The organism is Streptomyces sp. Tu6071, assembly GCF_000213055.1.
Classification (GTDB): domain Bacteria; phylum Actinomycetota; class Actinomycetes; order Streptomycetales; family Streptomycetaceae; genus Streptomyces; species Streptomyces evansiae.
On record NZ_CM001165.1, the window covers coordinates 4,508,366 to 4,531,776 of the forward strand.

General features: G+C 73.9%; 22 protein-coding genes. 17 read left to right on the top strand and 5 right to left on the bottom strand.

Annotated elements, in window-relative coordinates:
- Positions 1-216 precede the first annotated feature (216 nt).
- From STTU_RS18795 to STTU_RS18810, 4 genes are all read left to right on the top strand, one after another.
- Positions 217-2,505, top strand: coding sequence for an MMPL family transporter (locus STTU_RS18795; RefSeq protein ID WP_007825731.1), 2,289 nt, complete (start codon positions 217-219; stop codon positions 2,503-2,505).
- A 264-nt stretch (positions 2,506-2,769) separates the two neighbouring features.
- Positions 2,770-3,306: a hypothetical protein gene (locus tag STTU_RS18800; RefSeq protein ID WP_007825732.1), complete on the top strand. Its 537-nt coding sequence runs from the start codon at positions 2,770-2,772 to the stop codon at positions 3,304-3,306.
- A gap of 53 nt (positions 3,307-3,359) precedes the next feature.
- On the top strand, positions 3,360-3,890 hold the full coding sequence (locus tag STTU_RS18805; RefSeq protein WP_007825733.1) for a tetratricopeptide repeat protein: 531 nt from the start codon (positions 3,360-3,362) through the stop codon (positions 3,888-3,890).
- A 163-nt stretch (positions 3,891-4,053) separates the two neighbouring features.
- The gene (locus tag STTU_RS18810; protein WP_007825734.1) at positions 4,054-4,572 is read left to right on the top strand and encodes a pyridoxamine 5'-phosphate oxidase family protein; all 519 of its coding nucleotides are present in this window, start codon (positions 4,054-4,056) and stop codon (positions 4,570-4,572) included.
- 94 nt (positions 4,573-4,666) lie between these two features.
- Here the strand turns inward: STTU_RS18810 and STTU_RS18815 are convergent, their stop codons facing one another.
- Positions 4,667-5,149: an SsgA family sporulation/cell division regulator gene (locus STTU_RS18815; RefSeq protein WP_007825735.1), complete on the bottom strand. Its 483-nt coding sequence runs from the start codon at positions 5,147-5,149 to the stop codon at positions 4,667-4,669.
- Between the two features lie 154 nt (positions 5,150-5,303).
- Here STTU_RS18815 and STTU_RS18820 point away from each other — a divergent pair, with 154 nt between their 5' ends.
- The 5 genes from STTU_RS18820 to STTU_RS18840 all read left to right on the top strand — a co-directional run bounded on the left by STTU_RS18820 (position 5,304) and on the right by STTU_RS18840 (position 10,076).
- Positions 5,304-6,386 carry an energy-coupling factor ABC transporter permease gene (locus STTU_RS18820; RefSeq protein ID WP_007825737.1) on the top strand — a complete coding sequence of 361 codons (1,083 nt, stop codon included), beginning with the start codon at positions 5,304-5,306 and terminating at the stop codon, positions 6,384-6,386.
- 4 nt (positions 6,387-6,390) lie between these two features.
- Positions 6,391-7,152, top strand: a complete 762-nt coding sequence (gene cbiQ, locus STTU_RS18825) for a cobalt ECF transporter T component CbiQ (RefSeq protein WP_007825738.1) — start codon at positions 6,391-6,393, stop codon at positions 7,150-7,152.
- Positions 7,140-7,949, top strand: a complete 810-nt coding sequence (locus STTU_RS18830) for an energy-coupling factor ABC transporter ATP-binding protein (RefSeq protein WP_234019266.1) — start codon at positions 7,140-7,142, stop codon at positions 7,947-7,949. The genes cbiQ and STTU_RS18830 overlap by 13 nt, the downstream gene beginning before the upstream one ends.
- A complete protein-coding gene (locus STTU_RS18835; RefSeq protein WP_199785030.1) occupies positions 7,946-9,151 on the top strand; it encodes a serine hydrolase domain-containing protein in 1,206 nt (401 codons plus the stop codon). Before STTU_RS18830 ends, STTU_RS18835 begins: the two co-directional genes overlap by 4 nt.
- Positions 9,152-9,227: 76 nt before the next feature.
- On the top strand, positions 9,228-10,076 hold the full coding sequence (locus STTU_RS18840; protein ID WP_007825744.1) for an SDR family NAD(P)-dependent oxidoreductase: 849 nt from the start codon (positions 9,228-9,230) through the stop codon (positions 10,074-10,076).
- A 79-nt stretch (positions 10,077-10,155) separates the two neighbouring features.
- On the opposite strand, the gene STTU_RS18845 is transcribed toward STTU_RS18840, so the two are convergent.
- The 4 genes from STTU_RS18845 to STTU_RS18860 form a co-directional block, all read right to left on the bottom strand.
- The gene (locus STTU_RS18845; RefSeq protein ID WP_010273921.1) at positions 10,156-11,076 is read right to left on the bottom strand and encodes a phosphotransferase; all 921 of its coding nucleotides are present in this window, start codon (positions 11,074-11,076) and stop codon (positions 10,156-10,158) included.
- A 209-nt stretch (positions 11,077-11,285) separates the two neighbouring features.
- A complete protein-coding gene (locus STTU_RS18850) occupies positions 11,286-12,905 on the bottom strand; it encodes a penicillin-binding transpeptidase domain-containing protein (RefSeq protein WP_007825749.1) in 1,620 nt (539 codons plus the stop codon).
- A 129-nt stretch (positions 12,906-13,034) separates the two neighbouring features.
- Entirely contained in the window at positions 13,035-13,265 is a 231-nt protein-coding gene (locus STTU_RS18855; protein WP_009066485.1) for a hypothetical protein, read from the bottom strand.
- A gap of 35 nt (positions 13,266-13,300) precedes the next feature.
- Positions 13,301-15,055 carry a dolichyl-phosphate-mannose--protein mannosyltransferase gene (locus tag STTU_RS18860; RefSeq protein ID WP_007825762.1) on the bottom strand — a complete coding sequence of 585 codons (1,755 nt, stop codon included), beginning with the start codon at positions 15,053-15,055 and terminating at the stop codon, positions 13,301-13,303.
- Positions 15,056-15,371: 316 nt separating this feature from the next.
- On the opposite strand from STTU_RS18860, the gene rsmI reads away from it, so the two are divergent.
- The 8 genes from rsmI to STTU_RS18900 all read left to right on the top strand — a co-directional run bounded on the left by rsmI (position 15,372) and on the right by STTU_RS18900 (position 23,207).
- Positions 15,372-16,283, top strand: a complete 912-nt coding sequence (gene rsmI / locus STTU_RS18865; protein WP_007825766.1) for a 16S rRNA (cytidine(1402)-2'-O)-methyltransferase — start codon at positions 15,372-15,374, stop codon at positions 16,281-16,283.
- A gap of 273 nt (positions 16,284-16,556) precedes the next feature.
- Entirely contained in the window at positions 16,557-17,105 is a 549-nt protein-coding gene (locus tag STTU_RS18870; RefSeq protein WP_007825768.1) for a hypothetical protein, read from the top strand.
- Positions 17,106-17,195: 90 nt separating this feature from the next.
- Complete coding sequence (locus STTU_RS18875; RefSeq protein WP_007825770.1) at positions 17,196-18,092, top strand: TatD family hydrolase; 897 nt, start codon at positions 17,196-17,198, stop codon at positions 18,090-18,092.
- Between the two features lie 116 nt (positions 18,093-18,208).
- Positions 18,209-18,631 carry a GNAT family N-acetyltransferase gene (locus STTU_RS18880; protein ID WP_420713558.1) on the top strand — a complete coding sequence of 141 codons (423 nt, stop codon included), beginning with the start codon at positions 18,209-18,211 and terminating at the stop codon, positions 18,629-18,631.
- Positions 18,632-18,829: 198 nt separating this feature from the next.
- Positions 18,830-19,708: a 16S rRNA (adenine(1518)-N(6)/adenine(1519)-N(6))-dimethyltransferase RsmA gene (gene rsmA, locus STTU_RS18885; protein ID WP_007825774.1), complete on the top strand. Its 879-nt coding sequence runs from the start codon at positions 18,830-18,832 to the stop codon at positions 19,706-19,708.
- The gene (locus STTU_RS18890; RefSeq protein WP_043255682.1) at positions 19,705-20,613 is read left to right on the top strand and encodes a 4-(cytidine 5'-diphospho)-2-C-methyl-D-erythritol kinase; all 909 of its coding nucleotides are present in this window, start codon (positions 19,705-19,707) and stop codon (positions 20,611-20,613) included. The genes rsmA and STTU_RS18890 overlap by 4 nt, the downstream gene beginning before the upstream one ends.
- Before the next feature lie 165 nt (positions 20,614-20,778).
- Complete coding sequence (locus tag STTU_RS18895; protein WP_234019267.1) at positions 20,779-21,291, top strand: Uma2 family endonuclease; 513 nt, start codon at positions 20,779-20,781, stop codon at positions 21,289-21,291.
- A 116-nt stretch (positions 21,292-21,407) separates the two neighbouring features.
- Complete coding sequence (locus STTU_RS18900) at positions 21,408-23,207, top strand: ABC-F family ATP-binding cassette domain-containing protein (RefSeq protein WP_007825780.1); 1,800 nt, start codon at positions 21,408-21,410, stop codon at positions 23,205-23,207.
- Positions 23,208-23,411 lie beyond the last annotated feature (204 nt).

Below are 23,411 nucleotides of genomic sequence, written 5' to 3' on the forward strand. Positions count from 1 at the left end.
AGGACGCCCCGCGACGCGTACCCCGCGCCGCCGAGCCGGCCTGCCCGGACAGGGTGAGCCGGGCGGGCACCGGCCCGCGCACCGCGCCCCCGTACCCGCCGTGTACGAGCCGCCGCGACCCGTACCACCTGACGTGACCGCCTCCCGTCAGGGCCGGACGCACTCCGCAGAGCCTTGTCCCTTTTCCGCCCCTGATCGATCGGGAGTTCCACCCCCGTGGCCACATTCCTCTACCGGCTCGGCCGGTTCGCCTTCAGGCGGCGACGCGCCGTCGCCCTCGTGTGGGTCGTGCTGCTCGCGCTCGTCGGCTTCGGTGCCGCGTCCGCCAGCAGTCCCGGCCCGAGCCAGTTCTCCATACCCGGCGTCGAGGCCCAGAAGGCCTTCGACCTCCTCGACCAGCGCAACCCCTCCGCCAGCGCGGACGGCGCGAGCGCCCGTGTCGTCTTCAAGGCGCCCGAGGGCCAGAAGATCACCGACCCGGCGAACAAGGCCGAGGTCACCAGGACGATCTCCGCGATCGAGCACGGCTCGAAGGAGGTCGCGAGCGCGGCCAACCCCTTCGAGAACAACGCGGCCGTCTCCAAGAACGGTGAGATCGCCTACTCCACCGTGAGCTACAAGGTCAGCTCGATGGAGCTGGAGGACGCGAGCAAGGACTCGCTCGAACACGCCGCCGAGCAGGCCCAGGACAAGGGCCTCACCGTCGAGATCGGCGGTGACGCGCTCCAGGCCGAGGCGGAGACCGGCTCCACCGAGGTCGTCGGCATCGTCGTCGCGGCCGTCGTCCTCGTCATCACCTTCGGCGCGATCGTCGCCGCCGGGCTCCCGCTGCTCACCGCGCTCATCGGCGTCGGTGTCGGCGTCGGCTCGATCACCGCGCTCGCCGCGACCCTCCACCTCGACTCGACGACCTCGATCCTCGCCATGATGATCGGCCTCGCGGTCGGCATCGACTACGCGCTCTTCATCGTCTCCCGCTACCGCGCCGAACGCGCCGAGGGCAAACAGCCCGAGGAGGCCGCCGGACGGGCGACGGGCACGGCGGGTTCCGCCGTCGTCTTCGCCGGGCTCACGGTGATCATCGCGCTGTGCGGTCTCGCCGTCGTCAACATCCCGATGCTCACCAAGATGGGCGTCGCCGCCGCCGGTACGGTCGCTGTCGCCGTGATCGTCGCGCTCAGCCTCATTCCCGCGCTGCTCGGCTTCGCGGGCGACAAGGTGCTCGGCCGCAAGGCCCGCAAGGCCGCGAAGGCCGTCAAGGATCAGGGCCCCGAGGCCCGGGCCCGCGCCGTCGCCGAGGCCCACCGCGGCGACGACGGCGGGCACAAGGTCAACGGTGGCACCCGCTGGGCCCGCTTCGTCCTGCGCCGCCCCGTCCGCGTCCTGCTCCTCGGCGTGATCGGCCTCGGCGTCATCGCCGTGCCCGCGACGCAGCTCGAACTCGGCCTGCCCGACGACGGCTCGCAGCCGACCTCCACGACGCAGCGCCGCGCCTACGACCTGCTCTCGGACGGCTTCGGTCCCGGCTTCAACGGCCCGCTCATGACCGTCTACGACGGCAAGGGCGTCTCCGACCCGCAGGCGGAGGCCGCGCACGTCGTCGCCGAGATCAAGAAGCTCCCCGACGTGGCCGCGGTCCTCCCGGCCGCCTTCAACCCGGCGGGCGACACGGCGACCATCACCGTCGTCCCGGACTCCAAGCCGTCCTCGCACGAGACCGAGACGCTCGTCCACTCCATCCGCGACGTCGGCAAGGACGTCAAGGCGTCCGACAGCGGCGAGGTGCTCGTCACCGGGCAGACGGCGATGAACATCGACGTCTCGCAGAAGATGAACGACGCGCTGCTGCCGTACCTGGTGCTCGTCGTCGGCCTCGCCTTCCTGCTCCTGATGCTCGTCTTCCGCTCGATCCTCGTGCCCCTCAAGGCGGCGCTCGGCTTCCTCCTCTCGGTGGTCGCCGCGCTCGGCTCCGTCGTCGCGGTCTACCAGTGGGGCTGGCTCGGCTCGCTCTTCGGGGTCGAGCAGACCGGACCGATCATGAGCATGATGCCGATCTTCATGGTGGGCGTGGTCTTCGGTCTCGCGATGGACTACGAGGTCTTCCTCGTGACCCGGATGCGCGAGGCGCACGTCCACGGCGAGAGCCCGGCGCAGGCCATCGAGACCGGGTTCCGGCACGGTGCCCGCGTCGTCACGGCCGCCGCCGTCATCATGATCGCCGTCTTCGCCGGGTTCATCGGCTCCAGCGAGCAGATGGTCAAGATGATCGGCTTCAGCCTCGCGATCGCCGTCCTCTTCGACGCGTTCGTGGTGCGCATGACGATCGTCCCGGCGGTACTCGCCCTGCTCGGCCGCCGCGCCTGGTGGCTGCCGAAGTGGCTCGACCGGATTCTGCCGAACGTCGACGTCGAGGGCGAGAAGCTCCACAAGGCGCTGGGGGACGGCTCGTCCCCCGGTGAAGGACCCCAGGACCCGGACGCGGAACGGGAGTTGACCCGCGTCTGAGTGATCCTGGCCCCGGGCGGGGCGAGCGGCCCCAGGGCCGTGTCCCGCCCGGTGACCGGGTGCGGTGAGCGGCCGAGGCCACTCCCCGCCCGGTGACCGTGCCGAGGTCCGTGGGGACGGGGCCGGCACGGCGGGCCCGGCGAGAGGGCAAGGCTCTCGCCGGGCCCTTCCCCTTGCCGCGGGGCGGCGCTGTCAGTGCCGTACGGCAGGCTGGCACCGCCGCCGCCACGGCGGCGTTTCCGACAGCCGAGGGGGAGTCACGCGATGCGCACACTGCTGGACCGTCAGGTGTACGTCTGTTACGGCCAGATCTACGTGGAGAGCGATCCCGGGTTCGAGGGCCTGTCCCTCGACGAGGCCTTCGAGGGACAGGCGAACGGCCTGTGCGGTGCCGCCGTGCCCGGCGCCCTGTGGCTCATCACCGGGCTGCACACGGGCGCGGTCGCCTTCACCGTCGAGGTCCACGAGGAAGCGCCCCCGCTGGCCCCGCACTGGCAGGAGGCCGTCGAGGTGCCGTTCCGGCCGCTCTCGGAGGACGTGGGCCTCGCCGAATGGGGCGGCGGCGCCTTCTGGGACCTGGACCTTCCCGTACGCGACTACCGCGTGCGGTACTGCGCGCGCGGCATGGACGAGGCGCGCGACCAGGACACCCGCCTCGACGGCGAGCCCGGCTCCGACCACTACCTCCTCCAGTTCTGGCCCGCCGCCCCGGCGCCCGGCGGCATACTGCGCCGCACCTCGGGCACCGCGGCGTACTGGCACGCCGAATTCGTGACGGAGCCGGAGGGTGCCGCGAGGTGAGTGAGCACTCACCCACCTGGTGGGCCCCGGAACCCGCCCGGCATAATCCCCGCATGTCCTCCACGCCTCCGCCGCTCCCGCCCCACGCCCTCGACCGCCTCCGCGCCGCCGTCCGGCTGCGCGAGGCCGGGGACGCCGAGAGCGCCCGGAGCGAACTGCTCGCGCTGAGCGGGACGTACCCCCGTGATCCGGGGCTCGCCTACCAGACCGCCTGGGCGCACGACGTGCTCGGGCGTGAGGCCGCCGCCGTGCCGTTCTACGAGACCGCGCTCGCGGGCGCCGACGCGCTCGGCGCCGAGGACCGCCACGGCGTCTACCTCGGGCTCGGCAGCACGTACCGCATCCTCGGGCGGTACGCGGAAGCCGTCGCGACCCTGGAGGCGGGCCTCGCCGCCCACCCCGGCGACGGCGCGCTCACCGTCTTCCTCGCCATGGCCCGCCACAACACCGGCGCCCACCACGAGGCCATGAGCGCCCTGCTCACCCTCCTCGCCGACACGAGCGGCGACCCGGGCGTACGCGCCTTCCGCAAGGCCATCGCCTTCTACGCCGAGGACCTCGACCGCGTCGAGACCGGCGACTGACCCCGCCTCCCGCACGCGACCGTCCGTGTCCCCGGCGCGGGCCGATGAGTTCTGCCGTCGGCCGGAGTCACCACGAGGGGACCGACAGCGGACCCGAGCGGGACACGACGAACGGCGGGCGGGGCGGCGCGGCCCGCGCCCCGGCCCCCGGAGAGGACGCGGCATGGACACCGAACCGGACGTGGAACTGGGAGCCTTCTCCGACCCGGGCGCGCGGGCGACCCCGTGGGCCTCGGCACGGGCGATCCTGGACGAGGCGGAGATCTTCTGGATCTCCACCGTGCGCCCCGACGGGCGCCCGCACGTGACGCCCTTGCTGGCCGCGCGGGCGCTGGGCGCCCTGTGCTTCGTCACGGGCGGCCAGGAGCGCAAGGCGCTCAACCTCGACAGCAACTCCCACTGCGTGCTGACGACCGGCACGGGGACGCTGAACGGAGTGGACCTCGTCGTCGAGGGCCTCGCGTCCGCGGTGGGGGAACGCGCCGAGCGGGAGCGCGCGATGGCGGACTTCGCGCGCAAGTACGGCGCGCACCTGACCGACCCCGAGGGCACCTGGTACGGCATGGACGAGGCCGTCGCCAAGGGCGACATCCGGCTGTACCGGGTCGAGCCGACCCGGGGCTTCGCCTTCGCCAAGCTGCCGGTGTTCAGCCAGACGCGCTACACGTGGCAGGGACGCTGACACGCTGAGCGGGAGGCCGGAGCGAGGGCACGCCCGCCCGTACCGGGCCGCCGTTCCCGAGGGGCGGCGGCCCGTACTACGCCGAGGACCCGTACTACGCCGAGGACCGCGACCGCGTCGAGACCGGCGGCACCGGCCCGGCGGGCGGCACCGGCCCGGCGGGGGCTCCCGGCGACTGGCGGCCCGGCGCCCTCGGCGCCTCGCGCACCGGTCCCGTGAGCCCCGCCTCGTAGTGGGCCGCCGCCGTGTACGTACGGCGCAGGAAGCGGATCAGGTCCGAGCTGTCGAACTGGAGGACCAGCAGGAGCCCCGCCGCGCGCCGCAGTTCGAGGACCGTCTGCGCGCGACCGCACGGCCAGATCCGCAGGGCCGCCGTCTCGGCCGGGCTGCGCAGCCCCTCCTCCAGGAGGGCGCGCGCGAAGACGTGGTCGTGCGCCCCCTCCGTGCCCGGGAAGCCCAGGCCGACGCGCGTGGGATCGGTGGCGGGGTCGTACCGCAGGAGCACGGGAAGCGTCTCCGCCTCGTCGGGGCCGCTCGCGCACACCCGCACCCGTACGTACTGCTCGATGCCTGTCACAGTCGCAGACTCGCACGAATGCGGGCGATCCGCCCGGCGGAGCCGCCCTCGGGGAGTAGCTGCGGCGCACGCACTCTTGCAAGTCACTCGCAACTGAGCACTATGATCGTACGGTTTTGCGCGTCCCCGCCCCCGCAGGAAGCGAAGTCCCGCCATGCATGTCCCTGACGGATTCATCAACGCCCCCGTTTCCGCCGCGACCGGTGTCCTCGCCGCCGCGGCCGTCGCCGTCTCGCTGCGCGGCGCCCGCCGGGAACTCGGCGCCGCCGGTGCCGAGCGCACCGCGCCGCTCGCCGGTCTCGTCGCCGCGTTCATCTTCGCCGTGCAGATGCTCAACTTCCCCGTCGCCGCCGGTACCAGCGGACACCTGCTCGGCGGCGCCCTCGCCGCGATCCTGGTCGGGCCCTACACGGGCGTCCTGTGCGTGTCCGTCGTCCTGCTCATGCAGGGCGTCCTCTTCGCGGACGGCGGCCTCACCGCGCTCGGCGTCAACATCACCGACATGGCGATCGTGACCGTCGTCGTCTCGTACGCGCTCTTCCGCGGCCTCGTGAAGGTCCTCCCGCGCCGCCGCTCCTCGATCACCGCCGCCTCCTTCGTCGCCGCGCTGATCTCCGTGCCCGCCGCCGCCGTCGCCTTCACGCTCATGTACTGGATCGGCGGCACGACGGACATCTCGATCGGCAAGGTCGCGAGCGCCATGATCGGCGTGCACGTGCTCATCGGCATCGGCGAGGCGGTCATCACCGCGCTGACGGTCGGCGCCGTCATCGCCGTCCGCCCCGACCTCGTGCACGGCGCGCGCGGCCTCGAAGCGCCGCTCAAGCTGCGCGTCGGCGGCGAACTCGTCGACGCCGCCCCGAAGGCCGCGGCGCCCGTCCCCGTCGCCGCCCGCTCCACCCGCAGGATCTGGATCGCCGGTATCGCCGCGTCCGTCGTCCTCGCCGGTTTCGTCAGCTTCTACGCCTCCTCGAACCCCGACGGCCTGGAGAAGGTCGCCCACGACAAGGGCATCGACCGCTCCGAGAAGGACCACGCCGCGAAGGACTCCCCGCTCGCCGACTACGGTGTCAAGGACATCGCCGACGCCCGGATCTCCGGCGGCCTCGCCGGCGTGATCGGTGTCGGCGCGACGATCGTCGTCGGCTCGGGCGTCTTCTGGGCCGTACGCAAGCGCCGCGCCGACGAGGACCAGCCGGGCGAGCACAGCGCCACCACCTCAGCAGGGACCGTATAAGCACATGGGAGCGGGCCACGTCCACCGGCTCTACCGGCACGGGCACTCCGTCGTGCACCGGCTGCCGCCGCACACGAAACTCGCCGCCGCCTTCGCCTTCGTCGTGGTCGTCGTCTCGACCCCGCGCGAGGCACTGTGGGCCTTCGGCGTGTACGCGGTGCTGCTCGCCGCCGTCGCGACGGCGGCCCGCGTCCCCGCCGGGTACCTCCTGAAACGGCTGCTCATCGAGGTGCCCTTCGTGGCCTTCGCGGTGCTCATGCCGTTCGTCGCCGAGGGCCCGCACACCGAGTTCCTCGGCCTGTCCCTCTCGGTCAACGGCCTGTGGGGCGCCTTCAACGTCCTCGCGAAGGGCACGCTCGGCGTCGCCGCCTCCGTCCTGCTCGCCTCCACGACCGAACTGCGCGCGCTGCTCCTCGGCCTGCAACGGCTCCGGCTGCCCCCGCTGCTCGTCCAGATCGCCTCGTTCATGATCCGCTACGGGGACGTCATCACCGACGAGATGCGCCGCATGAGGATCGCCCGCGAATCGCGCGGCTTCGAGGCGAAGGGCGTACGGCAGTGGGGCGTCCTCGCGAAATCGGCGGGCGCGCTCTTCATCCGCTCCTACGAACGCGGCGAGCGCGTCCACCTCGCGATGCTCAGCCGCGGCTACACGGGCAGCATGCCCGTCATCGACGAGATCACCGCGACGGGCACGCAGTGGGCGCACGCGCTCACGCTGCCCGCCGCGGCGCTCGTGATCTGCCTGTTGGGATGGACCCTGTGACGAACCAAGCCACCGATCCCGTACGCCGCGACGCCGAGGCCGCGCCCCCGCCCCCCTCGCTCGACGTGCGCGGCCTCGCCTACGCCTACCCGGACGGCCACCAGGCGCTCTTCGGCGTCGACCTCCACATCGGGAAGGGCGAACGCGTCGCGCTCCTCGGCCCCAACGGCGCGGGCAAGACGACCCTCGTCCTCCACCTCAACGGCATCCTCGAAGCCGGTGCGGGCAGCGTCACCGTCGCGGGGCTCCCCGTCGGCAAGAAGCACATGGCGGAGATCCGCCGCCGCGTCGGCCTCGTCTTCCAGGACCCCGACGACCAGCTCTTCATGCCCACCGTCCGCGAGGACGTCGCCTTCGGCCCGGCGGCCTCCGGGCTGCGGGGCGCGGAGCTGGAGGCGCGGGTGCGCGAGGCACTGGAGCAGGTCGGGATGGCGGAGTACCTGGACCGCCCCCCGCACCACCTCTCCTTCGGCCAGCGCCGCCGTGTCGCCGTCGCGACGGTCCTCGCGATGAAGCCCGAGATCCTCGTGCTCGACGAGCCCTCCTCGAACCTCGACCCCGCCTCGCGCCGCGAACTCGCCGACATCCTCCAGCGCCTCGACGTCACGGTCCTGATGGTCACCCACGACCTCCCCTACGCCCTGGAGCTGTGCCCGCGCGCGGCGATCCTCAGCGAGGGCGTCATCGCGGCGGACGGCCCGACCGGCGAGCTGCTGAGCGACCCGGACCTGATGCGCGCCCACCGCCTCGAACTGCCCTTCGGCTTCGATCCGCGGTCTGTGACCATGGAGAGGTGAACGAAAGTGTGCGCCAAGCCGGGGACGTGACGGTCGAAGGACTCGTCGCACCGGGATACGAACAGGTCAGGGACGCCTTCGTCGGGAACTTCACCCGGCTCGGGGAGCGGGGCGCGGCCGTCGCGGTCTACCGCGACGGGCGCAAGGTCGTGGACCTGTGGGGCGGTACGCGGGACGGGGACGCCCCCGCCGCAGGCGGCGAGCCCTGGCGCCGCGGCACCGCGCAGATCGTCCGCTCCGCGACGAAGGGCATCGCGGCGACCGTCCTGCTCCTGCTCCACCAACGCGGCGGCCTCGACCTGGAGGCCCCGGTCGCCACGTACTGGCCCGAGTACAAGGCGCACGGCAAGGACGGCACCCGCGTCCGCCACGTCCTCGGCCACCGCGCGGGCGTGCCCGCGCTCGACGCGCCGCTCACGCCCGAGGCCGCCCGCGACCCCGACCGCGCGGCTGCCGCCGTCGCCGCGCAGGCCCCGTTCTGGGAGCCGGGCACCGACCACGGCTACCACGCGCAGACGTACGGCTTCCTCACCGGCGAACTCGTGCGCCGCCTCACCGGGCGCACGCTCGGCTCCTGGGTCGCCGAGAACCTGGAGCGGCCCCTCGGCCTCGACCTGTGGATAGGGCTGCCCGAGGACGAGGAGTGGCGCGTCGGCCGGATCACCCCGCTCGCCCCGCCGCCCGCCGCGAACGGCCTGCGGCTGCGCCCGCGCAGGGACATCGCCGCCGCGTACGCCGACCCGGACTCGCTCACGAGCCGCGCCTTCGCCGCCGTCACCCCCGAGGCCGACGAGAACACGCGCGCCCACCGCGCCGCCGAACTCCCCGCGGCGAACGGCATCGCGACCGCGCGCGGCCTCGCCCGCTTCTACGCGGCGCTCGTCGGCGACGTGGACGGCGGTCGCCGCCTCTTCACCCCCGCGACCCTCGCGATGGCCCGCACCCAGGAGTCCGAGGGCCCCGACCGCGTCCTCGTCGCCCGCACCCGCTTCGGCGCCGGTTTCATGCTCCACGGTCCCGCGAGCCCCCTCCTCGCCGAGGGCTCCTTCGGCCACCCGGGCCGCGGCGGCTCCCTCGGCTTCGCCGACCCCGAGTCGGGCATCGGCTTCGGCTACGTGACGAACGGCCTCCGCAAGGGCGTCACGGCCGACCCACGGGCGCAGGCGCTGGTGAAGGCGGTGCGGGGGGCGGTGGGCGGCTGACGGGGGCCCGGGGGCGGGGGAGCGCTTCGGCCCCGCCCCTGTACCCGCGCCCTGGTCCCCGGGTAGCTTCCGCGCCATGACACAGCGATTCGAGGGCCATGCCGCCCTGATCACCGGCGCCGCGCGCGGAATCGGGGCCGCGACCGCGCGCCGGCTCGCCGCCGAGGGGGCGCGGGTGCTGCTCACCGACGCCGACGAGGTGGCGGCGCGCGCGACCGCGGCGGCGATCCCGGGCGCGGAACCGTACCGCCTCGACGTCCGGATACGGGCCGAGGCCGAAGCCGCCGTGGCGCACGCGGTGGAGCGCTTCGGGCGGCTCGACGTCCTCGTCAACAACGCCTACGCGGCGGGCGCGGACGCGGACCTCTTCGAGGACGAGAGCGACGAGGTCTGGGAGCGCGACATCGACGTGTGCCTCGGCGGCGCCTTCCGCTGCGCGCGCGCCGCGCTCCCGCACCTCGTGGCCTCGGGCCGGGGCGCGATCGTGACGATCGGCTCGGTCAACGCCGAGGCCGATTTCGGCGGCCACGCCTACAGCGCCGCGAAGGCCGCGCTCACCTCGCTGACCCGCACCCTCGCCGGTCACGCGGGCCCGCGCGGCGTGCGCGTCAACCTCGTCGAGCCCGGCACGGTCCGTACGACGGCCTGGGCCGATCGCCCCGCCCACCTCGAAGCGTTCGCGGGTCTCTACCCGCTCGGCCGGGTCGGCGAGCCCGAGGACATCGCGGCGGCGGTCGCCTACCTCGCCTCGGCCGACGCGTCCTGGGTCACGGGCACGACCCTGCGCGTGGACGGCGGCATCCTGGCGGTCCAGTCGGGCTTCCGGCAGCGCGCGGCGGCGGTCGACGAGGCGACGGCACGGGGGGAGACGGGGCCGGGCGAGGGCGCGGGGGTACGGGCGGTCGACGGGCCGGGCGCGGGCTGAGGCCCGTACGGCAGACCCGCCCCGTACCGCCCGACCCGCAGCGCCCCCGACCCGCCGCGCCCCGTGCCCCGCCCCCGCGCTACAGCTCCAGCAGGTCCAGCGCCTGGTCCATGTTGCGGCGGGCGAGGGCCTGGCGTGTGGGGTCGAGGCCCTGGTCGGCGAAGCGGATCGCGGACTGTTCGAGGTACCACTCGACGCGCCAGACCCGCAGCCAGGCGAGCGCCCAGCGTTCGGCGGAGAGGCCCGCGCGGCGGTCGAGCGTCGCGGCGGGGCCGCCCAGGTCCACGTACCTCTCCAGGAACGCGCGTGCCTCGCGCGGACGCGGGCGGTCGAGGCCGTCGCCCCAGGAGACGAGGTCGAGGAGGACGGGGCCGACGTAGGAGCGCGCGAAGTCGATGAGGCGGATGCCCTTCGGGCCCACGTGCACGCCGTTCCCGGCGATCTCGGTGTGGACCCAGCCGAAGGGTTCCTGGTCGGCGCCCGCGCAGCGCTCCTCGGAGACCTTCCGCACCTTGTCGAGGTCGTCGAGGAGGCGGCCCGCGAGCGCGGTCCAGCGGCCCGCCTCCTGGAGCCGGTCCAGGTGCCAGCGCGCGCGGTCGGGCAGCGTGATCATCGTGTACTCGGAGAGCGAGGGGCTGCCGGGCGGCGAGGGCGCCCGGTGGAGGACGAGGAGCAGTTCGAGCACCTCGTCCTCGGTGGCGGGGCGTTCGGCCTCGCCCAGGTCCTCCATGACGATCGTCATGTGCTTGTCGCGCACCTCGCTGGAGTGCAGCGTCGCGACGGGCACCCCGGCGGCCTGGAGCACCCGGTGCGTCGCCGCCTCCTGCGCGAGCGGCGCGTGACCGTACTTGTGGATGAGCGTCAGGCCGTCCGCGAAGACGAGCCGCTCGATCCCGCCGTGCGTCCAGGCGCGCACCTTCTCGCGCCGGGGCTCCGGGTCGAGCCCCAGCCCGGCGAGGTGCTCCGCGAGGACCGTATTCAGGAGAGCGAAGTCGAGCACGGGACGTCCCGGGGGGAGGCGGTACGGGGTACGGACGGCCACATCGTGGCCCACCGCCCCGTACCGCCCCAAGCCCGCGACCGATCGCGACCGTTATCGATCCGGCGAGTCCGGAAGACAGCCGTTCGAGGACGGAAATGGCCGTACGGAGCGGGCGGCCGATCGATAGCGGTCGGCGTTGGCCGTTCCGGGGCCCGCAGCGCGCCGCCTCACCCCGTCGCGCGCAGCACCGCGGCCACGATCGGGCCCGCCACGTCGCCGCCGTGGCCGCCCTGCTCCGCGTACGCGGCGGCCGTGAAGTCGCCCCGGTAGCCCGCGAACCAGCTGTTCGACTGCGTCTGCCCGTCGACCTCCGCCGAGCCGGTCTTCGCGCCGATGTCGGGGCCGAGCCCGCTCATCGCGGTCGCCCCGGTGCCGCTCGTCGCGGTGAGGTTCATCATCTGCCGCAGTTGCGCCGCCGTGCCCGGACGCAGCCCGGCGGCCGTGGCCAGGGGCCGCTTGTCGAAGGACGCGGGGACGAGGACGGGCTGGTGGAAGGCGCCGTCGCGGATCGTCGCGACGACGGAGGCGAGGTTGAGCGGGTTGAGCTGGACCTTGCCCTGGCCGATGAGCGAGACGCCCTTGTCGTCCCCCTCGGCGACGGGCACCTTCCCGTCCGCCGAGGCGATGCCCGTCTTCCAGTTGTCGCGCCCGAGCCCGAACTTCTCGCTCGCCTCCGTGCCGAGGTCGCCGGGCTGGAGCTTGGGAGCGAAGGAGACGAAAGAGGTGTTGCAGGAGATCGCGAAGGCGTGGGCGAGCGTCGCGCCCGGATCCGGCCTCATCCCCGTGAGGTTGTGCACGGTCTGACCGCCCGACAGCGCCGTGTCGGGGCAGGGAGCGGGCCCGTTCGCGCTGGTCAGGCCCTTGTCGATGAGCATGGCCGCAGTGATCATCTTCATCGTGGAGCCGGGCGCCACGGTGCCCTGGAAGGCGGCGTTGAACTGGTCGTCGCGGTGATTGGCGACGGCGAGGATCTCGCCGGTACCGGCCCGTTCGACGACGACGGACGCGTTCGCGTACGCCGCCACGGCCTTCTCCGCCGCGGCCTGCACGCCCGCGCTGAGCGTCGTCGGCACCCGCCCCGGCTTGCCCTTCTCCAGCGTGAGCAGCGTCGTGTTCGGCGCGTCGTCGGGGTGCTTGATCATCAGCTCGACGGCCCCGGAGCCGCCCGCCCGCTCCCCGTACCGCTCCCTGAGCTGGGCGAGGATCGGCGCGAGCGAGGGGTACGCCCCGGCGTCGAGCGCCTTGCCCTCGCGGTCGACGAGCGCGACGGGCGGCGCGTCGGCGTCCCCGGTGACGAGAAGATCGCCGTCCTTCATCCGCGGATGCACGAGCGCGGGCGTCCACTTGACGACCGGGTGCCCGGTCGCCTCCGAGCGCACGACGGTCAGCCCGGTGTCGTACGCGAGCGACGTGCCGCGCACGGTGAGCTTCACGTGGTACGGGAGTCGCGTGGCCGTCGCGGTGCCCGGTTCCAGGGTCACCTTGCTGACGTGCGCCTTGTCCCGCACGCCCTGGAGTGCGACCCCCGCGGGCGCGGGCTGGCTGGTCAGCGCCGCCGCCGCGGTGAGGCGCCCCGCGCCCCACGTGCTGAGGAACTTCCGCCCCGTCTCCCGCACGTCCTTCGCCGTCAGTGGCGTGTCGAGGCGCTTGGCGACCGCCTCGGCCGAATTCTGGTCCGCCGTGCCCGAGGTGACGGCGTGCACGAGGTTGTACGCCCCGTACCCGCCCCCGCCGAGCAGCACGACGAGCGCCCCCGACACCACCGACACCTTCACCCCGGTGCGCATGACAGCACTCCCCCTCCCCGCATGTGGTCGTCGGGAGCTTATGGGGCGGGAGCGACATGTGGAGATCCCGTTACGGGATTGCGACGATCACGCAACCGGCGGTAGCCCCCGCCGGGCGGCCCGGAGCGCTCAGGCCGGGTGGCGTTCGGCCCGCGCCTGGTCGAGGAGTTCGGGGTACGCCTCGCGCGCCTCCTGGGTGGACAGGCCGAGGAGCATGGCCGACCAGGGGACGGGGCAGGGCGGGGCGTGGTCGGGGTCGGGACAGAGCAGGTGCTCGATCCGCCGCTTCAGCTCCCGCGCCTGCGCCGGGGTGGCGTACAGGCCCAGGCGCAGTTCCTGGACGCTTCGCTCTCCGGTCATCGCTCACCTTTCCGCTGTTCCGCCCTGACGCCCGCTCAGATCCAGGAATTGAGCCACATCCGGTCGTGCCAGGACCCGTAGGGAATCGCCGTACCCGTGTAGAGGGGCCAGAAATACACGAAGTTCCACGCGATGAGGAGGAAGAGCACGCCCGTCGCCGTCGCCCCTATCGTCCTGCGGCGCTCCGAGGCACCGGCCGGGCCGAGCAGGGCACCGGCCAGCATGGTCAGCGCGAGGCACAGGAAGGGCACGAAGACGACCGCGTAGAAGTAGAAGATCGTGCGCTCCTGGTAGTGGAGCCACGGCAGCCAGCCGATGGCCACCGCGCCGAGGATCGCGCCCGCCCGCCAGTCGCGGCGGAAGACCCAGCGCCACAGCACGTAGACGAGCGCGGCGCACGCCGCCCACCACAGCGCGGGCGTGCCGAGCGCGAGGACCTCGCGGGCGCAGTCGCCGGAGGTGCCGCTCGGGCAGCCGTCGCTGCCGGGGGGCGGGGACTCGTAGAAGTACGAGACGGGACGGCCGTCGACCATCCAGCTCCACGCGTTGGACTGGTAGCGGTGGCCGTCGGTGAGGCCGACGTGGAAGCGGTAGACCTCGTGCTCGTAGTGCCACAGGCTCCGCAGCCAGTCGGGCAGCCAGGTGAAGTGGCCGCCCTGCCCCGCCGTCCTCGCCCAGTCGCGCAGGTAGCCGCCCTTGCCGTTGTCGGGCGAGGCGATCCAGGCGGTCCAGGAGGCGAGGTAGACGGCGAGCGCGACCGGGACGATCGAGACGAAGGCGACCGGCGCGTCGCGGCGCAGCATGCCGAGCCAGCCGCGCCCCGGGCGCGCGCCCGCGATCTTGCGCGCGCCGACGTCCCACAGCACCGTCATGACGCCGAACGCGGCGAGCACGAACAGGCCGTTCCACTTCGTGCCGAAGGCGAGGCCGAGGCAGATCCCGGCGGCCCAGCGCCAGGGCCGCCGGCCGAGGAAGGCGGTCTCGGCGATCGTGGCGTCCGCCCGGACGACCCCGTCCGCGTCCACCGGGAGCTTGGCGAGGAGCCGGGCGCGGGCCCGGTCGCGGTCCAGGAGCAGGCAGCCGAAGGCGGCGAGCACGAAGAACATCAGCACGAGGTCGAGGAGCGCGGTGCGGCTCATCACGAGGTGCAGTCCGTCGATCGTGAGCAGCGCGCCCGCGAAGCAGCCGAGGAACGTCGAGCGGAACATGCGCCGCCCGATCCGGCACAGCATCCACACGGACGCGGTGCCGAGCACCGCCGTCATGAAGCGCCAGCCGAAGGGCGTGAGGCCGAAGAGCCACTCGCCGATCCCGATGACGTACTTGCCGACCGGCGGGTGCACGACGTACGCGGCCTGCGTCGGGATGTCGACCGTGGAGGGGTCGGCGAGGATCTGCTTGTTGGCCTGCTCGCCCCAGCTCACCTCGTAGCCGCGGTGGATGAGCGCCCAGGCGTCCTTCGCGTAGTACGTCTCGTCGAATATCACCGCCTTCGGCGAGCCGAGGTGCCAGAAACGGGTGACCCCGGCGACGAGGGTGATCAGCAGCGGACCGAGCCAGCTCGCGGAGCGGACGAGGAAGGCGGAGAGGCGGTACGGGAGACCGACCGCCGTCCACAGCCCGGGATCGGCGGGCCCCGCCCACGGCGGGTCGAGGCGTTCGGCGACGCTCGCCTCACGGCGCCTGGGCACGTAGCCGAAGCGGCGCAGACGCCGCTGCCAGGGCGGCGGGGCCTGGGGATCGGCGGCCTGCCCCTGGCTGGCCTCGGTCGAGGACGCGGTACTGGTCACCGGGTCATCGTAGGGAACGAGGCTTTGGGAGTCCCGGAGACGGGCGGGGGTGGGGGTGCGGGGGAGGCGCCGGGTGGGCGGGAGGTGCGTGCGGGGAGGGGTGGGCGAGGCGTCGGGCGGGGGTGCGGGGGAGGCGTTGTCCCGGCGGGCCGGGGGCGGGGAGGCGTTACCCGGGCCGGGCGGGTGCCTGACCCGGGCCGGTCGGGGTGGGTGCGTGGAGGGGGGCGCCGGGTGGGTGCGGGGAGATGCCGGGCGGGGGCGGGGGGAGTTGCCGGGCCGGTCGGGCGGGGGCGGGGCGGGGCGTCATCATGGAGGGGTGACTTCCGAGACCTCCCCCGCCCCGTCCGGCGCCTCCGTCCCGTCCGATGCCTCCGCCGGGCTGCTCGTCCTCGCCGGGACCCCCATCGGGGACGTGGCGGACGCGCCGCCCCGGCTCGCCCGCGAGCTGGAGACGGCCGACATCGTGGCGGCCGAGGACACGCGGCGGCTGCGGCGGCTCACGCAGGCGCTCGACGTGCGGGTGGGCGGCCGGATCGTCTCGTACTTCGAGGGGAACGAGTCGGCCCGTACGCCGGAACTCGCCGACGCGCTCGCGGGCGGCGCGCGCGTGCTGCTCGTGACGGACGCCGGGATGCCCTCGGTCTCCGACCCGGGCTACCGGCTCGTCGCGGCGGCGGTCGAACGCGACGTGCGCGTCACGGCCGTGCCGGGGCCCTCCGCCGTGCTCACCGCGCTCGCCGTGTCGGGCCTGCCCGTCGACCGCTTCTGCTTCGAGGGTTTCCTGCCGCGCAAGGCGGGCGAGCGTCGCGCGCGCCTCGCCGAGGTCGCCGCCGAGCGCCGCACGCTCGTCTACTTCGAGGCCCCGCACCGGATCGACGACACCCTCGCCGCGATGGCGGAGGTCTTCGGCGCCGAGCGCCGCGCGGCCGTGTGCCGCGAACTGACCAAGACGTACGAGGAGGTGAAGCGCGGCCCGCTCGCGGAGCTGGCGACGTGGGCGGCACAGGGCGTACGGGGCGAGATCACGGTCGTCGTGGAGGGCGCCCCGGAGCCGGGCCCGGCCGACCTCGACGCGGCCGAGCTGGTGCGCAGGGTGCGGGTGCGGGAAGAGGCGGGGGAGCGGCGCAAGGAGGCCATCGTGGCGGTCGCGGCGGAGGCGGGGGTGCCGAAGCGGGAGGTCTTCGACGCGGTGGTGGCGGCGAAGAACGCGGAGAGGAACGCGGGCTGAGGAGAGGCGGGGCGGGGGTGCGCCCGGCACGGCGGGCGCTGCCGGGCACGTAACCGTTTCTTCGCGCCAAACATGGGCAAAGCGTCCCGGGGTTTCGGCAAAGTCCGGGTCGCGGCGAAGGGCCCGAAGTGCACGGGTTCGCCAAATCCGATCCAACGTTCGGCAGCCCCCATGGTGCGGGCCGCCGGGCGGGAGTGCACTGGTCGTGCGGGGCGGTGCGCCGCTCCGGGGCCGGCGGTTCGCAGCCGGCCGGGCACGACACGAGGAGCTGGCATGAGCGACTTCGCAGGCAGCGTCCACCCCGCCACCACGAGCGGCCCCGCCGCGATCGCCGGGACCCCTGGGACTGCCGGGACCACCGCGACCCCGGGGGCCACCGGTACCGGAGGGACCACCGGGACCACCGGGACCGCCGGAACCGTCCAGGAGTCCTACTCCTTCGCCTGCATGCGCTGCGGGCACGGCTGGGAGCAGGCGTACGAGATAGAACGGCACGCTGACCCGGACGGCCACCCCTACGTGGTCTACCTGGCGGGCGGCGAGCGCGTGCCGTCGCCGCTCAGCAGCCCGTCGTGCCTCAACTGCGGGGGCGGCGTCGTCCGGATCATGCGGGCGGGCCGCGTGACCTCGGCGGCCTCGCAGGCGCACACGTACGGGCACGGGGCGGCCCCGGCGAAGTCGCGCACGGCCGCGAGTGCCCGTTCCGGCGAGGCCGGTGCTTCCGGCGCGGAGGGCGCGGAGCCGTCGGAGGCCCCGCACCACTGGCACGTCCTCGCGGACCTGCTCCACGTCTTCCACCGGCAGCCGCCGCAGGGCCGCTAGGCCGGATCGCCACGGGACCGGCCGCCGCATCCGGCAGGTCACGCGCCCGCCCCTCCGCCTCGTCCGCCCGGCCTTCGTAGGATCGTTCCCATGAAGGCCAAGGACGACAAGACCGCGCCGCCACCGCTGCCCGAGCCCCTGCGGGTCGCGGTGGCGGACGCGCACACCCACCTCGACATGCAGGCGGGCACCGTCGAGGAGGCGTTGGCCAAGGCCGCGTCGGTCGGGGTGACGCGGCTCGTCCAGGTCGGCTGCGACCTGGCGGGCTCGCGCTGGGCGGCGCAGACGGCGGGCGCGTACGACGACATCCTGGCGACCGTGGCGCTGCACCCGAACGAGGCGCCGCGCATCGTGCACGGCGATCCCGACGGCTGGTCGCGGCAGGGGGAGCGGCCAGGGGGCGGCGAGGCGGCGCTCGACGAGGCGCTCGCCGAGATCGACCGGCTCGCGGCGCTCCCGCAGGTGGTCGGGGTCGGCGAGACGGGCCTGGACTATTTCCGTACGGGCCCTGAGGGCAAGGACGCGCAAGAACGTTCGTTCCGCGCGCACATCGAGATCGCCAAGCGGCACGACCGGACGCTCGTGATCCACGACCGCGAGGCGCACGAGGACGTCCTGCGCGTCCTCAAGGAGGAAGGCGCGCCGGAACGCACGGTCTTCCACTGCTACTCGGGCGACGCGGAGATGGCGGAGATCTGCGCGCGCGAGGGCTACTACCTGTCCTTCGCGGGCAACGTGACCTTCAAGAACGCCCAGAACCTCCGCGACGCCCTGGCGGTCGCGCCGCTCGACCTCGTCCTCGTCGAGACGGACGCCCCTTTCCTCACCCCGGCCCCGTACCGGGGCCGCCCCAACGCCCCCTACCTGATCCCCGTCACGCTGCGCGCGATGGCCCAGGTCAGGAACATCGCGGAGGACGAGTTGGCAGAGGCCCTGTCCCGCAACACGGCGCGGGCCTTCGGGGTACCGGGGCTGTTCGAGGCGTGACGGAACGGGCGGTTCGTGCCGGAACGGACGGTTGCGGTACGGGGCCCGACGCGGCGGAATCGCGGTCCGCGAAAACCGTTGGCTCCCGCACCCGCCGCCCACCACACTGCCGTCCCGTGACCTCGTACCCCGACCCCCTGACGCCCGCATGGCGCGCCCCCGTGCGGGACGGCGAGCTGCGGGCCCTTCTCGCCGAGGCGTTCGGCGGGGCTCCCGCTCCCGGGCTCGCCGTGCGACTCGCGCGGCACAGCCTCGGCTGGGCCGCCGCGCGCGATGCCTCCGGCCGCCTCGTGGGCTTCGTCAACGTCGCCTGGGACGGCGGCGCCCACGCCTTCCTCCTCGACACGGCGGTCGCCGGGAGCCACCGCCGCCGGGGCCTCGGCCGCGCGCTCGTCGCGGTCGCGGCGGCCGGAGCCCGCGAGGCGGGCTGCGACTGGCTGCACGTCGACTACGAGGAGCGCCTGCGCCCCTTCTACGAGGACGGATGCGGCTTCGGCGCCACGGCGGCCGGACTCGTCCGGCTCCGCGGCGAGGGCTGAGGCGGCACGGCGCCCCGCCGAATCCCGCCCGGGGCCGGGACGCGTCTGCCGGGCGGGACCGAACGTTCTGCCTCGTGGGCGTGGCGTCCGGCGTGAGCGATACCGAACGTTCTGCCCCCCTTGCCCTCGCGTCCCGCCCCGCCCCCGCAGACCGAACGTTCTACCCCTCCGCAGGCACGCACCCCGTACCCTTGCCGGGTGACTCGCACCGACCCCCTGCTCGGCCCGGCCGACATCCGTGAGCTGGCCGCCGCGCTCGACGTACGTCCCACCAAACAGCGTGGACAGAACTTCGTCATCGACGCCAACACCGTGCGCCGCATCGTCCGCACCGCCGAGGTGCGCGAGACGGACACGGTCGTCGAGGTCGGTCCCGGGCTCGGTTCGCTCACGCTCGCCCTGCTCGAAGTCGCCGCCGACGTCACCGCCGTCGAGATCGACGACACCCTCGCCGCCGCGCTCCCCGCCACCGTCGCCGCCCGGCTCCCGGAGAAGGCCGCGCACTTCCGGCTCGTGCACTCCGACGCGCTGCGCGTGCGCGAGCTGCCGGGCCCCGCGCCCACGGCGCTCGTCGCGAACCTCCCGTACAACGTCGCGGTCCCCGTCCTCCTCCACATGCTGGAGCACTTCCCGAGCGTCGAGCGGACCCTCGTGATGGTGCAGGCCGAGGTCGCCGACCGGCTCGCGGCCCCGCCCGGCTCGCGCGTGTACGGGGTGCCCTCGGTCAAGGCGGCCTGGTACGCGCACGTCAAGCGCGCCGGGTCGATCGGGCGCAGCGTCTTCTGGCCCGCGCCGAATGTCGACTCCGGGCTCGTCTCGCTCGTACGGCGCGAGGAGCCGCTGACCACGAGCGCGAGCCGCCGCGAGGTCTTCGCGGTCGTGGACGCGGCGTTCGCGCAGCGCCGCAAGGGCCTGCGGGCCGCGCTCGCCGGGTGGGCGGGTTCGGCGGCGGCGGCCGAGGAGGCGCTGCGCGCGGCCGGGGTGTCCCCGCAGGCGCGCGGCGAGTCGCTCACCGTCGAGGAGTTCGCCCGCATCGCCGAGCACAAGCCGCAGGCCGGGAAGGAGACCCCCGCGTGAGCCCCGCCGCCGTCACCGTCCGCGTCCCCGCCAAGGTCAACGTCCAGCTCGCGGTCGGCCCCGCACGGCCCGACGGCTTCCACGACCTCGCGAACATCTTCCTCGCGGTCGGCCTGTACGACGAGGTGACCGCGACGCCCGCCGAGAGCCCGCGTCTCACCTGCGAGGGCCCCGGCGCCGAGCAGGTGCCCCTCGACGGGAGCAACCTCGCCGCCCGCGCCGCCCTCGCCCTCGCCGCCCGCGCGGGCCGTCCCGCCGACGTCCACCTGCACATCGCCAAGGACATCCCCGTCGCGGGCGGCATGGCGGGCGGCAGCGCCGACGCGGCGGGCGCGCTGCTCGCCTGCGAGACGCTGTGGCGCACGGGCGCGAGCAGGGACGAACTCCTGGCGATCTGCGCGGAGCTGGGCAGCGACGTGCCGTTCAGCTACGTGGGCGGCGCGGCGCTCGGCACGGGCCGCGGCGAGCGGCTGGCCCCGCTCGCGGTCGGCGGCACCTTCCACTGGGTGTTCGCGCAGGCGGACGGGGGCCTCTCCACCCCGGCCGTCTACCGCGCGTACGACCGCCTCGCCGCGAGCGAGGGCCGTAAGGTCCCGGAGCCCGAGGCCGACCCGGCGGTGATCGACGCGCTCGCGAGCGGCGACGCGAAGGCGCTCGCCGCCGCCGTCCACAACGACCTCCAGGCCGCCGCGCTCGACCTCTTCCCCGCGCTGCGCCGCACGCTGGACGCCGGTACGGAGGCGGGCGCCCTCGCCGCGCTCGTCTCGGGCTCGGGCCCGACGACGGCCTTCCTCGCCCAGGACGCGGACAGCGCCCGTACGATCGCCCGCGCCCTGACCCCGCACTGCCGCACGGCCCGCGTGACGACGGCCCCGGCGCCGGGCGCGGTCGTGGTGGGGGAGTAAAAGGCCCCCGGCACGGCGTGCTCGGACGTCTCCGGCGGCGGGCCGAGGACGCGAGGAGACGCCGGGCCCGGCCGTACCATGGCGATACCTCGTGACGATCAGGGAGACGCGATGGCCGCGATGTATCCGGAGTATGCGCAGTGGTTGCGTCAGGTGCGCAGCTCGATGAAGCTGCCCAAAGCCGTCAAACTGCTGTTCGATCAAGGGCGTCTGTACATGTCGCCGGTCACAGAGGCGCACAGCGAGGCGGACGACTCGATCCGCTCGCAGTTGGCGGAGCAACTCGGCGGTGGCTCCGGTCTGCATGTCACGCGGGACAAGGGCGTCCTGCCGGAGAAGGACGGCTACACGCCCGAGCCCGATGTGCTGGTGGTCGACGCCGGAGCGCTCGGTCCTGGTGACGCCTTCGTCGACCAGCGGCACGTGCATTTCGTGGCCGAGAGCGTCTCCCGGTCGACGGTCGGGCAGGACTACGGGCGCAAGCTCAACCAGTACGCGGCCCGCGGTATCCCCACCTACCTGATCGTGGACGTGCTGACCGGCGAGTGCGTCCTCTACCAGGTGCCGAAGGGGGACGAGTACACCTCTGCCGTGCCCTACCGGTTCGGTGAGGAGATCGCTTTCTCTCTCGTGGGAGCGGCGGTCACGTTGCGTACCGACTTCAAGAAGATCCGCTGACCCTCGGCCCACCACCACCGGCCGCCCCCTCCACCGGCGTTCCCCCGCCGACTACCCTGGGGAGTCTGTCCCCCGGCCCGTTCCAGTGGTGCGGGGAGCGCGAGCGGGAGTGGTGGATGGCGGTCAATCTGGTCAACGTCGAGGCGGTCAGCAAGGTCTACGGGACCAGGGCGCTGCTCGACGGGGTCTCTCTCGGGGTCAACGAGGGGGACCGCATCGGCGTCGTGGGGCGCAACGGCGACGGCAAGACCACTCTCATCCGGATGCTCGCCAAGCTGGAGGAGGCCGATACGGGGCGCGTCACGCACAACGGCGGGCTGCGGCTCGGCGTGCTGACGCAGCACGACTCGCTCGACCCGGCGGCGACCGTGCGGCACGAGGTGATCGGGGATCTCGCCGATCACGAGTGGGCGGGGAACGCGAAGATCCGCGACGTGCTGACGGGTCTCTTCGGCGGCCTGGACCTGCCCGGTTTCACGGACGGGCTCGACACGGTGATCGGCCCGCTCTCCGGCGGTGAGCGGCGCAGGATCGCGCTCGCCAAGCTCCTCATCGACGAGCAGGACCTCCTCGTCCTCGACGAGCCCACCAACCACCTCGACGTCGAGGGCATCGCCTGGCTCGCCGCGCACCTCGCGAGCCGCCGTTCCGCGCTCGTCTGCGTGACGCACGACCGCTGGTTCCTCGACCAGGTCTGCACCCGCATGTGGGACGTGCAGCGCGGCGACGTCTACGAGTACGAGGGCGGCTACAGCGACTACGTCTTCGCGCGCGCCGAGCGCGAGCGCCGGGCCGCGACCGAGGAGACCAAGCGGCAGAACCTCGTCCGCAAGGAGCTGGCCTGGCTGCGGCGCGGCGCCCCCGCCCGTACCAGCAAGCCCCGTTTCCGGATCGAGGCCGCCAACGAGCTGATCGCCGACGTCCCGCCGCCCCGCGACAACTCCGAGCTGATGCGCTTCGCGTCGGCGCGGCTCGGCAAGACCGTCTTCGACCTGGAGGACGTGACCGTCTCGGCCGGGCCCAAGACGCTCATCGAGCACCTCACCTGGCAGCTCGGGCCCGGGGACCGCGTCGGTCTCGTCGGCGTCAACGGCGCGGGCAAGACGACGCTGCTGCGCGCCATGGCCGCCGCCTCGCGCGGCGACGGCGAGGAGCAGCCCGAGAAGGGCCGGATCAAGGTCGGCAGGACCGTCAAGCTCGCCTACCTCTCCCAGGAGGTCGCCGAACTCGACCCGGACCTCCGGGTGCTGGAGGCCGTGCAGCAGGTACGGGAGCGCGTCGACCTCGGCAAGGGGCGCGAGCTGACCGCCGGGCAGCTCTGCGAGACCTTCGGCTTCGGCAAGGAGAAGCAGTGGACGCCCGTCGGCGACCTCTCCGGCGGTGAGCGCCGCCGCCTGCAGATCCTGCGCCTCCTCATGGACGAGCCCAACGTCCTCTTCCTCGACGAGCCCACCAACGACCTCGACATCGAGACCCTCACCCAGCTCGAAGACCTCCTCGACGGCTGGCCCGGCTCGATGGTCGTCATCAGCCACGACCGCTTCTTCGTCGAGCGCACCACCGACCGCGTCTTCGCGCTCCTCGGCGACCGCGCGCTGCGGATGCTGCCGCGCGGCATCGACGAGTACGTGGAACGCCGCCGCGCCCGCGCGCAGCAGCAGGCCCAGGCCGCGCCCGCGAGCGCCGCCCCCAAGCCCGCCGCCGGCTCCGCGAAGGAGGACCGCGAGCGCCAGAAGGAACTGCAGCGCATCGAGCGGCGCCTGGACCGCATCGCCACCGAGGAGGCGAAGCTCCACGAGCGGATCGCCACGCACGCCACGGACTTCGAGAAGGTCGCCGGGCTCGACGCCGAACTCCGCGCCCTCGTCGGGGAGAAGGACGAGCTGGAGCTGCGCTGGCTCGAACTCGCCGAATAGGGGCTCCACCGGCGCGTGACGGTCACGGGAGGATCACGCGCCGGTTCTTCCTTGGGCACGGGGAAGCGGGCGCCGGGTGCGGCACGGGTGGTCGATGGTAGAAAGAGTTCCCCGCCCGACCGACCAAGGACCGCGGGGGAGCGCGTCCCGATCCGCTCCGTTCCGCGGGGTGATCACCCACGGAACGGCGGGGGAGCCGGACGG